The organism is Bradyrhizobium sp. HKCCYLS20291, assembly GCF_051167715.1.
GTDB lineage: Bacteria > Pseudomonadota > Alphaproteobacteria > Rhizobiales > Xanthobacteraceae > Bradyrhizobium.
In genome coordinates this window covers 107,231-120,771 of sequence record NZ_JBNPTO010000019.1, presented here as the reverse complement: position 1 = coordinate 120,771, position 13,541 = coordinate 107,231, and the positions used below count along the sequence as shown (strand labels likewise).

Genomic DNA, 13,541 nt, shown 5'->3' with positions numbered 1-13,541 from the left:
TCGAGTCAGAAGCAATTCTCATCGTCTCCTGCGTGAAGGAGACGCACCTTTGGCGGCAAAAAGGATGGGACGGCGGTGCGCGACCACCGGAGCAACCAGCACTTTCAGCCTGCCGTAGACCATGGAACGTAGTAGCCCACAGGCACGACGGCAGCTCAAGATGCATCGAGCCATCGAGCAGTGGACGCAATCAACCAACCAGAATATGATCGCGGCAGTTGCTTTTGTTATCTCAGAAATTCAAAGCTTTGTTCGGCGCGATCAGCCCATGCGCCGAGACTGGTTTTTGTGCGCCGGACTGAGGAGAACGCCCCTTGGGATCCGAGATCGACTGCATTCTGATCGGATACAACGATACCGACCTCAACTGGATCGACGACGAGCTCAAGCCCCTTCAGAACTTCTCCGGCGCCTACCGGCATTTCCGCGGCAATGCCGTGCACACCAGGGGACGCTGGCGGCACTTCACCGACCTGCTGAATTGCGCGCTCGAAGATGCCACCGGCCTGCGGCACGGGCTGCACGTGGCGCGCACGCCGAGCCTCGCCTGCTGCATCCTCAAGAGCTTCCTCGCCGCACGCGGGCTCAGGTCCGAAATCGTCAACTTCTTCAACCATGACCGCAGCCGGCTGGTCGAGCTCCTGGCGCAGTCGCCGCGCACCGTCGCGATCACCACCACGGTCTACACCACGCCGCGGCCGGTCCGCGAGGTCGTCGAGTTCATCCGCGAGCACAATCCGGACGTCCGCATCGTGGTCGGCGGCCCCCATATCTTCAACACCTGCTCCGACCATGATGCCGACACCCAGGATGTGCTGTTCCAGGAAATGGACGCCGACATCTATGTGTTCGATTCGCAGGGCGAGAACACCCTGGCCGAGCTGCTGCTGGAGCTGCGTCGGCCGGAGCCGGATCTCTCCCAGGTGCCGAACCTGATCTGGACCGAGGACGGCATCAGCTTCTCGCGCAGCGAGCGCCGGCCCGAGAACAACGATCTCGACGCCAACGTCATCGACTGGACCGTGTTCAGCGACGACTACCTGTCGCCGTTCGTCTGGATGCGCACCGCCCGCAGCTGCGCTTTCGCCTGTGCCTTCTGCCGCTATCCGGCGATCGGCGGAGCATTGACGCTCAACGACATCGAGGTGCTCAGGCAGCAATTCCGCATGCTGAAATCCCGCGGCGTCAAGTTCATCTATTTCATCGACGACACCTTCAACGTGCCGCTGCCGCGCTTCAAGAAGCTGTGCCGCATGATGATCGAGGAGGATTTCGGCTTCCAGTGGGCGTCGTATTTCCGCTGCGCCAATGCCGACGAGGAGACCTTCGACCTGATCAAGAAAGCCGGCTGCGTCGCGGTCTTCGCGGGCATCGAGAGCGGCGATCAGCAGGTGCTCAAGAACATGAACAAGGCCGTCAAGGTCGACGGCTACAAGCGCGGCATGCGGATGCTGGCCGAGCGCGACATCATGGTCCACGCCTCCTTCATCATCGGTTTCCCCGGCGAGACCGCCGCCTCCGTGCAGAACACTCTCGCCTTCATCGAGGAGACCGCCCCGACCTTCTACGCGGTCGAGAGCTATTTCCACGATCCGAAGGTGCCGGTGCAGGAGCGCGCCGCCGAGTTCGGCCTGCAGGGATCCGGCTACAGCTGGAACCACAACACCATGACCTGGCAGGAAGCCAGCGACCATGTCGATTATCTCTACCGCAACGTCAAGAATTCGGTGCTGCTGCCGCTCTACGGCGTCGACATGTGGTCGGTTCCCTATTTCCTCGCCAACGGCATCACGCGCCAGCAACTGATCGATTTCCTGCGGATCGCCCAGAGCATGGTGATCCGCTCCTTCGATGAGGAGCGGCCGAACTACGATCGTGAATGGGCGCAGCTGCGCGGCGTGTTCCAGCCGGCCAGCGCCCGGCCGGTCAACGCGCGCGTCGCCTGATTTCGGAGCCCGGACGGACATGGCCAAGGGCGTGTTTTTGAACGTTTGCGGCGGCGGGCACGTCATCGCCACCTACGGCATGGTGGCTGAGCTGGTGCGGCGCGGCGACGAGATCGTCTATTTCGAAACCGAGCGCTACCGCACCGAGATCGAGGCGCTCGGCGCCAGCTTCCAGGCCTATCCCGACGTCCCCGGGCCCTACTCCGGCCCGATGGCCGGCTGGCGCTTCCATCACGAGCTCGACCTGCCGACCGCGATGTGCTGGTGGACGCTGGCCTGGTATCCGGAGCTGCTGGCGCGCGTGACCGCCGAGCGGCCGGACTACATCGTCCACGATTCGCTCTGCCTATGGGGCAAGATGATCGCCGCCAAGCTCGGCATCCCCGCGATCACTTCGGTGCATACGCCGGCCTTGAGCTGGCGGCTGCAGCTGTCGTGCTGGACGTTCTGGCGCGACCTGCCGCGCATGGTGGCGCGCGGGACCGGAACCTATTTCGGCTTCCGCCGCCTCGCCCGCGAGCTGAAGCGCCGGCATGGCACCAGGGTGTCGGCGATCGAGACCTATACCAATCCGCAGCCCGTCAACATCTGCCATACGCCGCGCGAGCTGCAGCCGCACGATCATCTGTTCGACGCCAGCTATCATTTCGTCGGCTCGGTGCACCACCGGCCGAGCCAGGAGGTTCCGGGCTTCGACATGAGCCGGCTGGACGAGAGCATCATCTATATCGGCTTCGGCACCATCTGCGATCCCGGGCCGGAGTTCTTCCGCAAGTGCCTCACCGCCTTCGCCGACCTCGACCTACAGGTCGTGATGCTGCTCTCTGCCAGCACCACGCCGGAGGATCTCGGCGAGGTGCCGCCCAATTTCATCGTCTGGAGCATCGATCGCGATGGCCTGCTGCCGCAGCTGGACATCCTGCCGCGTGCCAAACTGTTCGTGATGAATGGCGGCATGGGCGGCGCCCGCGAGGGCTCGTGGTTCGGCATTCCCATGCTGGCGATCCCGACCACGTTCGAGACCGACATCATTTCGATCCGGCTCGAGCGACAGGGCGCCGGACTTCGCCGCAGCGTCGACGCTCCTCCGGCCGAGTTGCGCGCGGCGGCGAAGCGCCTGCTCTCCGAGCCGGCGTTCGCGCGCCACAGCGCCCGGATCGGCGATGCCTGCCGCCGCGCCGGCGGCGCCGCGCGCGCCGCGGATCTGATCCAGGATCATGTCGCGCGGGCCAGCGCCGCGCATCACACCGTCGCAGCGTCGCTCCCCGGCCGAATGGCAAGCAGTCATCCATGAAGATCTTCATCAGCGGCATCGCCGGATTTCTCGGCAGTCATCTTGCGGACTACTTCCTGCAGCTCGGCCACGAGGTCTGCGGCAACGATTCGCTGATCGGCGGCTATCTCGAGAACGTGCCGGATGACGCCGAATTCCACCAGATCGATTGCGGCTACCTGAACTCCATGGTCAAGCTGACCAAGGGCTGCGACGTCATCATCCATGCCGCCTGCACCGCCTATGAGGGGCTGTCGGTGTTCTCGCCGCATCTGGTGACGCAGAACACGTTCCAGATCACCTCGACGATGCTGAGCGCGGCGATCCAGAACAACGTCAAGCGCTTCGTCTATTGCTCGAGCATGGCGCGCTACGGCACCCAGGACACGCTGCCGTTCACCGAGGACATGGTGTGCCGGCCGCAGGATCCGTACGGCATCGCCAAATACGCCGCCGAGATGCTGGTCGCCACGCTGTGCCGCACCCACGGTCTGGAATATGTGATCTGCGTCCCGCACAACATCATCGGCGCGCGGCAGAAGTTCAACGACCCCTATCGCAACGTCGCCGCCATCATGACCAATCTGATGCTGCAGAAGCGGCAGCCGATCATCTATGGCGACGGCACCCAGAAGCGCTGCTTCTCGTTTGTCCAGGATTGCGTCTACTGCATCGGCCAGGCTGCGCTGCGCGACGACGTCGTCGGCGAAACCTTCAACATCGGCCCGGACAACGAATTCATCTCGATCAACGAGCTGGCCGAGATCCTGGCCGACATCCTCGATTTCGACCTCGACCCGATCTATCTGCCCGACCGGCCGCAGGAGGTGCGCTTTGCCACTTGCTCGGCCGACAAGGCGCGCCGCAAGCTCGGCTACAAGACCAACGTCACGCTACGCGAAGGCCTGACCGATCTCGCCGATTACATCCGTCGCCTCGGCCCGCGCAAATTCCGCTATCATCTCGACGTCGAGATCGTCAGCGACAAGACGCCTCGATCCTGGACCGATCGCATGTTCTAGGTGAACGTCGAGAAGTCATCGAGCTCATCGACAGGCAATGGGAGGGTCTCGCCATGCTGCAACGAGTCGAAGGGACGAAGCATCTTGCCTATCCCGAGATCCCGCGGGTGCGCGGCGCCGACATCGGTCCGGCCCTCGCCCGGCACCGCGAGCAACGGCGCCCGCTGATCCTCGAAGGCGCCGGCGCGGCATGGCCTGCCGTCAAGCGCTGGTCGCCGGCCTACCTCGCCGAGATCGCAGGCGACGTCCAGGTCCGGCCCAGCGTCGGCCTGCCGGATACCGAGGTGCCCTACACCCTGCGCGACAAGGACTACCGCCGCACGATGACCGTGCGCGAGTTCGTTGCGCTGATGCAGAGCGGCGACCGCTGCTACATCGATCAGATCCCGGTCGACCGGCTGCCGGGCCTCGCGGACGACTACGATTTCGCGCCGCTGACGTCGGACATCAAGGCGGTGATCGTCTGGATCGGCGCCAACACGCGCTCCGGCCTGCATTACGACCATGCCGACAATCTGTTCGCCCAGGTGCACGGCACCAAGCGCGTGCTGATGGCCGCACCCGAGCAGGCCTACAATCTGCATCTGTTTCCGGATTCACATACCAAGAGCCAGGTCGCGCCGGAGCATCCCGACCTTACGGCCCATCCGCGGTTTGCGCGCGCGGCCATGCTGCAGGGCTTTCTGGAGCCCGGCGACATCCTGTTCCTGCCCCGCGCCTGGTGGCATTACTTCGCCTCGTCCGAGAGTTCGATCTCGCTGTCCTGCTGGCACGGCGAACCGCTCACGCCGCGTCACGACGTCGAGGTGATGATGCGGATGCGCAGCCCCACCGCCTGGGCGATGCTGGCGCGCGACTTCATCTGGCACGGCCTCTTCGCCCGCCCGCGTCCGGACCGGCTGTACAGCCCGCCGTCGACCGGTCAGATGCTGTACCATCTGGTCTCGACCAGTCTCACCCGACCGAAGAGCCATTGATCGGAGGCAATCACTCGCCCTATTCATCGCGGCAAGCTTCAAGGATCATAGCAGCCAACGCCGGCGCGTGGTCGGCGCCAAGCAGCGACATGTGCTCCCCTGGCACCGGCACCACATGGGTGCGGCCAGCCGTCAGCATGCCCCATCCCAACGTTGGATCCTGCGGATGAGCTTGCGCCAGCGCACGCGTTGCGAAGACGTGGATATCGGCGCGGCACGGCCGCGGCGCAAACGCAGCGATCGCGCGCATGTTCGCCTTGTAGACATTCAGCAGCCCGCTCACCTCGCCCGCCCTGGCGTCGATCGGAAGCAAGCCGCGCTGCTTCATGCGGTTCACGATGAGGTCGATGCGCTCAACGGCGGTCAACGCCAGCAACGCTTCGGCCGAGATGTCCAGCGCCCGGCCATGGAAGAGCTCGATCTGCTGGACGAGTTGAGCAAAAACCTCGTGCTCCTCCTCGTCAAGGATCGCGGTCCAGCTCAGCTCGGCCTCTACCCCGGGCACATCGATGACTCCGAGAAAATCCACCTCCAGCCCGGCCTCGCCCAACTGCCGCGCCATCTCCTGCGCCACCCGCCCTCCCAGCGAGTGCCCGGCGAGCCTGTAGGGACCTCGCGGTTGCGCTGTCCTGATTGCCGCCACGTAGTGCGCCGCCATGTCCTCAATGCGTGTCAACGGCGCTTCGGAGCCGTCGAGTCCGACCGACTGCAGGCCGACGAGCGACAGTCCCACCATCCCAAGCTGCCGGGCAAGCGGCAGGTAGGACATGACGTTGCCGCCGGCCTGATGAATGAGGAACAGCGGCGCGCCATCGCCGGACGACAATGGCACGAGCACGCCGGACTGTTTGTGCGTCGTGACGCCCGCCTGCGGCGGAGCCGAGCTGATGAGTTCGGCCAGCCGCGCCACGGTGCCACCAGCGAACAGCGCCGCGAGCGGCACATCGCGCCCGAGCCTGCGGCGGATTTCCGCGATCAGCTCGATCGCCAGCAAAGAGTGACCACCGAGCTCGAAGAAGTCGTCGTCGATCCCAATGGCGTCACGGCCCAGCACATCCTCCCAGACGCGCACCAGCTCGAGCTCGAGGCGATTGCGCGGCGCCGCCAGTTCGTCGCTGCGTGGCAGTCCTGATGACGTCTCGAGCCGCGCGAGATCGACCTTGCCGCCCGCCGCGCGCGGCAACTGATCGTGCCAGACGAACTTCGCCGGCACGAGATGCGCCGGCAAGCGTTCAGCCAGCCAGACGCGCAGGCTGGACTGCGAGGGATCGTGTCCCGGCATCGGCACGACATGGGCGATGAGTTGCAGCCGCTCGCGGGCATCCCGCGCGGTCGTCACCGCAACCTCGCGCACCCATTCCGACTGCAGGATCCGCGCCTCGACCTCACCCGGCTCGACACGGAAGCCGCGCACCTTGATCTGCCGATCGATCCGGCCACGCAGGCCGATCTCACCCGAAGCCATGACGCGCGCGCGGTCGCCGCTGCGATAACAGCGTGCGCCGGCCGCGTCGGCTTGCGCATCGGGCACAAAACTTTCGGCAGTCCGGCCAGGCCTGCCAGAGTAGCCAATGGCAACTCCGGCTCCGCCGACGCAAAGCTCGCCTGCGGCACCGAGCGGCGCTGGATATCCGTGGGCATCGGCGATCCACACGCGCACGCCCGGAATCGGCGTGCCGATCGAAACGTCCTTGTCGTCATCAGCAGCGGCCGGCCAGAGCTTGACCGTGCACCAGACGGTGGCTTCGCTCGGGCCATATTCGTTCGCCAGCGTCGCATGCGGGAGCGCTTGGCGATGCCGCTCGACCAGACGCGGCGGACAGTCCTCGCCGGCGACGATCACCGTCCGGAGCGTGTCGAGCTCGCCGCCGTCGGCGGCATCGAGCAGCGCCAGATAGAGCGCGGGCAGCATCAGCGACTGCGTCACGCGCTGGCTCCGCAGCACGGCTTTGAGCTCGATCGGATCGCGCTCCGCGCCGGGCGGCGGCAGCACCAAGGTGCCGCCGGCATAGAGCGTTCCGAAAATGCCAGCCACCGACGAATCGAAGGCGAACGACGACAACAAGGCAAAGCGCGGCTGCAGATCGTCATAGACCGCCAGTCGGGCGGCCGTCGACGCGGCCAGATTGCTCTGCGACACCACCACGCCCTTGGGCGTGCCGGTCGAACCGGAGGTGTAGATGATGTAGGCGAGACGATCGCCAGACGGCAGCTCTGGACGGAGGTTGTCACCAGGCGCCAGATCAGCAAGTGACAACACCGGCGGACACGATGTGACTTGCGACGTGACGTCGTTCAACGTGTCGGTGGAGGTCGCGAGGATCAGACAGACGCCACTGTCCTCGATCGTGAAGGCGAGACGCCCGGCCGGATAGCCGGGGTCGAGGGGCACATAGGCTGCGCCGGCCTGCATGATCCCGAGCAGGGCGATGATCATCTCCGGCGAGCGCTCGAACGCCGCCCCGACGCGGCTGCCGATGGCGACACCGGCGGCCCGCAGCCCTGCGCCGGTACGCTGAACACGCCGCGCCAGATCGCGATAGGACAGCGCCCCGCCGTCCCAGGACAGCGCGACCACATCCGGCTGCCGTGCTGCGAGGCTGAAGATCTGCTCGAGCACACCACGTGCAGGCTCAGCCAACGACGGACCGCACTCGAGCGCGCGCCGGCGCGACAGCTCGGCGTCGGACTCCAATCGCAGCTGCGACAGGCGCGACTGCGGACTCTGCACCAGCGCCGTACAGCCAAGCACGAACCGCGACGCCAACTGCTCGACCGTCGAGGGCTCCATCAGGTCGGCGTTGTATTCGATCGTACAATCGAGCCCGCCGGCCGATGGCGCGACCTGCAGCGTCAGATCGAACTTGCTGATTCCCGTTTCGATCTCCTCCGGGTCGATCGCCAGGCCTGGCAGCGACAGGGGCTCTCCGGGCAGGTTCTGCAGCACCAGCATGACACCGAACAGCGGATGGCGGCCGCGATGGCGCGGCGGCGCCAGCCGCTCGACGAGATCCTCGAACGGCAGATCCTGATGCGAGAATGCGCCGAGCGCGGTCTCCCGCACGTGCGCGAGCAGTTGCGTCATGGTCGGATCGCCGGCGGCGCTGACCCGCATCACCAGCGTGTTGACGAAGAAGCCGATCAGTTGCTCGACCTCGACCCGGTCGCGCCCGGCGACGGGAACACCGATCGGCAGATCGGCGGCGCCCGACGAACGGTGCAGCATGGCAGCGAGGACGGTGAGCAGCGTCATGAACAGAGTCGCGTCGTGCTGAGCCGCGGTCTCAGTCAACTCGCGCGCGAGCCGGGGCTCGAGCTGAAAACGCAAGCTCGCGCCACGCCCGATGGGCTCCGGCCTGCGTGGATGGTCGAGAGTAAGGATCTCGACCGGTTCGAGCCCCGCGAGTTGCCGCAGCCAATAGTCGCGCTGCCGGGCGAGGCCGCCGTCAGCCAGGCGATCATGCTGCCAGCAGGCGTAGTCGGCGTATTGCAAAGACGGCTCGGCGAGCGGCGACGGACGACCGGCACGGAACGCCGCATAGAGGTCGCGCAACTCGCGCGTCAGCACACCGAACGACCAGCCATCGGTGACGATGTGGTGCATGACGAGGAGCAGACGATGCTCGCTGTCGGACAGGCGAACCAGCCAGCCGCGCGCGAGCGGACCGGCCGCGAGATCGAACCGATGCCTTGCCGCCCGGTGCGCTTCGGCCGCGAGCCGCGAGGTCTGCTGGTCCTGGGACAGTCCGCTATGATCAACGATCTCCAGCTCGAACGGCCGCGGTGATTGCACGATCTGACGCGGCCCATCGTCGCCGCTCTGGAACACCGTGCGCAGGATCTCGTGGCGCCTGACGATCTCGTCGAGCGCGCGACGCAGTGCATCTTCGTCAAGCCCGGCCCGTTCGTCGGGCCGGTCCGCCACGGCACGCAGCCGCAGCCCGAGCACGACGTTGTAGGCCGGATTACCTGGCTCCAGCCGGTCGAGAAACCACAAGCGGGTCTGCGCCAGCAGCAGCGGCACTGGCCGGTCACCGCGCGCGCGCGGAATGGCGGCTTCCGCAACAACAGGTTCGACCGTCGTCGTCGAAGCTGGGGCCGCGCCATCGCCGAGCCTCGCTGCGACGCCCGCAACGGTCGGTGCCTCGAACAGCGCACGGACCGAAAGCTCCGTTCCCAGCGCAGCACGGATGCGGCTGATGAGTCGCGTTGCCAGCAGCGAGTGGCCGCCGAGCGCGAAGAAATTGTCGTCGATCCCGACCTGCTCGAGCTCCAGCACCTCCGCGAACAGCACGCAGAGCCTCTGTTCGGCAGCCGTCCGCGGCGGCTTGAAGCCGCGGGCCGCCAGCTTGCTGGCCGACGGCACCGGCAGCGCCTTGCGGTCGAGCTTGCCGTTGGGCGTCAGCGGCAACGTATCGAGCAGCATGACCGCCGAAGGTACCATGTAGTCTGGCAGCCGCTTAGCCGCATGCGCGCGCAGTGTCGTCTCCAGCGCGTCGCCATTCGCGGCGCGCGCGCCGTCAGCCACCACATAGGCGACCAGCCGCTTCTCGCCGGACGTATCGTGTCCCACCATGACCACGGCCCGATGAACGGCGGGATGCGTCGTCAGCGCTGCTTCGATCTCACCCGGCTCGATCCGGAAGCCGCGCAGCTTCACTTGCTCGTCGGCACGGCCGCGATACTCCAGACCGCCATCCGGCAGCCGGCGGGCGATGTCACCCGTCAGATACAGCCGCACGCCGGGCTCATGGGGATCCGGCACCATGCGCTGCGCCGTCAGCGCTGGCCGCTGCAGATAGCAGCGGGCCACGCCGGCGCCGCCGACCGCGACTTCGCCGAGCGCGCCCGGAGGTACCGGCTGCAAATGGTCATCGAGCAGATGCAAGGTGAGATCCGCCATCGGCAGGCCGATGACGCTGCCGAGCCGACGCGCCACGTCGCCCAGCCGGATGCGGCGGTAGGTCACGTGCACGGTCGTCTCGGTGATGCCGTACATGTTGACGAGTTGCGGAAACTCGTCGCCATGACGGTCGATCCACGGCTCCAGCATCGCGAGGTCGAGCGCCTCGCCGCCGAAGATGACGGCACGCAGCTTCAGCTCGCCTTCGCGTCCAAGCCGCCGGTCGGACTCGATCAGCTGGCCGAATGCGGATGGCGTCTGGTTGAGCACGGTGACGCGGCGGCGGCACAACAGGTCGTAGAACTCATCAGGCGAGCGCGTTACCTCGTACGGCACCACGATCAGCCGGCCGCCATAGAGCAGCGCGCCCCAGATCTCCCACACCGAGAAGTCGAAGGCGAACGAGTGGAACAGCGTCCAGACGTCGCGGCGGCCAAAGCCGAACCTGCGGTCGGTCGCATCCATCAGCCGGATGACGTTGGCATGCGAGACGACGACGCCCTTCGGCGTGCCGGTCGAGCCCGACGTGTAGATGACATAGGCCGCATTGTCCGGATGCACCATGACGAGAGGCGGCGACACATGCTCGTCCGTATCAGGCCGGGCCGCGTCCTCCATCACGATCAGCGGCCGGCCAGACACCCGCACGCGCTCGGTCAGCTCGCGGCTGGTGACGATGACGGCAAGACCGCTGTCCTCGATCACAAACCTCACGCGATCCGGCGGATAGGCCGGATCGAGCGGCACATAGGCGCCGCCCGCTTTCAGCGTGGCGAGGATGGCGACCACCATCTCGAGCGAGCGCTCGAACCACAGCCCGACGCGCACCTCGGGACCGACGCCGGCGGCCACGAGCCGGCCAGCGATCCTGTTCGCCCAGGCGTCGAGCTCCGCATAGGACAAGGACGGGGCCGATGATGGCGGCGCACCGCCCCACTCCAATGCGATCTGCTCCGGCGTCGCCGCGACCTGCCGGGCGAAACGCTGGTGGATGCAATCGGCAACCGTGATCGGCTGCCGGCGGCCGGCGCCGGCGAGCACCTGCTCCTCCTGCGCGCCGAGCAGGCGAAGCTGCGCGACCGGCCGCTCCGGATCGGCGGCGACGTCATCCAGCAAGGTGCAGAGCTCGCGCGCCAACTGCTCGATCGATGCGCGCAGGAACAGATCAGTGTTGAACGAGACGACGCCGTCGAGCTCGCCGTCAGGTCGCTCGTGAAAGAAGACTTCGAGATCGAAGCGCGCGGCGCTCTGGTTGGCGATGGCTTCGATCACCAGGCCGTCGATCTCGACGCGGGGCTCCGGTGCGTTCAGCATCGTCAACGCGACCTGGAACAGCGGATTGCGCGACGGATCACGCTCGGGCTGCAGCCGTTCGACCAGCGTCTCGTAGGGAACGTCGCCGTGGTCGATGGCATCGACCATCACCGCACGCACGCGGTTCAGCAATTGGCCGAACCTGTCCTCGGCCTTCAGCTCGAAGCGAAGCACGAGCATGTTGACCAGGAAGCCGATCAGGCCGTGGGTCTGGCGGTCCGCGCGCTGCGCGATCGACGTCCCGATCACGATGTCGCGCTGCCGCGTATGGCGCGCGAACAACACGCCGAACGCCGCGGTCAGCACCATGAACAACGTGGTGCTGTCGCCGCCCAACTGCCGCAGCCGGCTGGTGACTCGCGCCGGCAGCGCGAACGGGACGAGATCGCCGGCGAAGGTCCGCAGCCGCGGCCGCGGGAAATCGGTCGGGAATTCGACCAGCGGCAGATCGTGCAGCTGGCTCTCCCAATAGGCCAGCTGTGTCGTCAATCCTGCCTGATCGAGCTGTTCGTGCTGCCAGGCCGCGTAGTCCAGATACTGAATCGGCAGCTCTGCAAGCGCTGGAGCGCGGCCCGCGCGGAACGCGCGATAGCTCTCGACGATCTCATCCACCAGCACGCCGAGCGACCAGCCATCGGCGATGATATGGTGCAGGCAGATCAGAAGGACGGCGGTCGGAACACCATCGGAGCGATCCGGAAGCTGCACCAGCCGCGCCCGAAACAACGGGCCCTGTGCGAGGTCGAACCGCTGCTGGCTCGCGTGCCAGACCAATTCATTCAGCTCGTCCGCCCCGACGATGCGATCCCGCCGGTCGTCGCAGTCGAGGCGGATCCGGCCGGGCGGTTCGACGACCTGCCACGGCAGCCCGTCGCGCTCGCGGAAGATCGTCCGCAGCCCCTGTTGCCGGTACACCACGAGTTCGACGGCACGTGCGAGCGCTGATACGTCGAGCTGTCCGGTCAGCAACAGCGCGGTGGCGATGTTGTAGGCCGCAGAGTCCGGATCCATTCGGTCGAGAAACCACAGCCGCCGCTGTTGCAGCGACGCCGGCGCCTCGGTCGCGCCGCGCGGGCGCAATCGCGGAGCGGTCTCTGCAAGCCCTTCTTCCTGCAGCAACTCGTCGAGAAGATCGAGATCCTGCAGGTCCATCAGAACGTCGCCCCGCCGTCGATATCGATCACACGGGCCGTGAAATAATCGCACCTGATGATGAACTCGAGTGCCAGCCAGATCTCTTCGGTGGTGCCGACCCTGCCGAGCGGCACCTGAGCCAGCAACCGCTCGCGCTGCTCGGAGCTCATCGTCGCCAGCATCGGCGTATCCGTGAGGCCGGGCGCGATCCCGGCGACGCGGATGCCGTGCGGCGCGAGTTCGAGTCCCCAGGTTCTGGTCAGCGCGTCGAGGCCGGCCTTCGAGGCCGAGTAGTTGGACTGCCCGGGATTGCCCTTGCTGGTCACCGAGGAGACGTTGACGATGAGGCCCGGCCGGACGCGATGCCGCAGCATCGCGGCGGCCACTTCGCGGGCCATCAGGTAGGGGCCGGTGAGGTTGGTGTCGATCACCGCCTTCCATTGCGCCGTCGGCAATTTGCGCACCCATTCCTCCTCGGGAGCGACCAGCAATCCATCGCGCAGGATGCCGGCGCAATTGACCAGCGTATCGAGCCCTTCGAGCTGCGCCAGGGCATCCTCGACGGCGGCCTTGACCTCGTCCTCGCGTGTGACGTCGACCTGCGCCGTCAGCAATCGGCCTGGGGCGCCCTGCCCCTCGCGCGCCAGACTGCGCAGCCCGTCCGAATCGATATCGACGGCAACCAGGCTTGCCCCGGACCGCGCGAGCTGCAGGGCGAACTGCCGGCCGATCCCACTCGCCGCGCCGGTCACTATCGCCCTGATGTTTTCGAGCTTCACTCCAGTCCTCCGTCCTGCGAGACGATCTTACATCAGGACTTCAGAACGAGCGACATCAAGGCGTTGATGATCCCCGACGACGTGTGAACATGACCCGCGACGAGCTTGAGCCCCTCGCAGTCCGAACGTACTATACCAGCCGGGCATCGTCAGTTGATGCCGCTCCTTGCGGACTGTCGCGAGCATGGATCAG

6 protein-coding genes are annotated in these 13,541 nt (G+C 66.3%); 4 read left to right on the top strand and 2 right to left on the bottom strand.

From position 1 onward, the window contains the following. Positions 1–314 precede the first annotated feature (314 nt). The 4 genes from ACQR07_RS30965 to ACQR07_RS30950 are packed head-to-tail and all read left to right on the top strand — an operon-like array spanning position 315 to position 5,218. Positions 315–1,946, top strand: a complete 1,632-nt coding sequence (locus tag ACQR07_RS30965; protein WP_434905858.1) for a radical SAM protein — start codon at positions 315–317, stop codon at positions 1,944–1,946. Between the two features lie 19 nt (positions 1,947–1,965). Further along, positions 1,966–3,240, top strand: a complete 1,275-nt coding sequence (locus tag ACQR07_RS30960; RefSeq protein WP_434905857.1) for a nucleotide disphospho-sugar-binding domain-containing protein — start codon at positions 1,966–1,968, stop codon at positions 3,238–3,240. Next, positions 3,237–4,241 (top strand): NAD-dependent epimerase/dehydratase family protein, encoded by a 1,005-nt coding sequence (locus ACQR07_RS30955; protein ID WP_434905856.1) that lies wholly within the window; start codon positions 3,237–3,239, stop codon positions 4,239–4,241. The genes ACQR07_RS30960 and ACQR07_RS30955 overlap by 4 nt, the downstream gene beginning before the upstream one ends. Before the next feature lie 53 nt (positions 4,242–4,294). Then, positions 4,295–5,218 carry a cupin-like domain-containing protein gene (locus tag ACQR07_RS30950; protein ID WP_434905855.1) on the top strand — a complete coding sequence of 308 codons (924 nt, stop codon included), beginning with the start codon at positions 4,295–4,297 and terminating at the stop codon, positions 5,216–5,218. A 19-nt stretch (positions 5,219–5,237) separates the two neighbouring features. On the opposite strand, the gene ACQR07_RS30945 is transcribed toward ACQR07_RS30950, so the two are convergent. Together ACQR07_RS30945 and ACQR07_RS30940 are read right to left on the bottom strand one after the other, a co-directional pair. Beyond that, positions 5,238–12,587, bottom strand: coding sequence for an amino acid adenylation domain-containing protein (locus ACQR07_RS30945; RefSeq protein WP_434905854.1), 7,350 nt, complete (start codon positions 12,585–12,587; stop codon positions 5,238–5,240). Then, positions 12,587–13,348 (bottom strand): SDR family NAD(P)-dependent oxidoreductase, encoded by a 762-nt coding sequence (locus tag ACQR07_RS30940; protein ID WP_434905853.1) that lies wholly within the window; start codon positions 13,346–13,348, stop codon positions 12,587–12,589. Before ACQR07_RS30940 ends, ACQR07_RS30945 begins: the two co-directional genes overlap by 1 nt. Between the last annotated feature and the right edge of the window lie 193 nt (positions 13,349–13,541).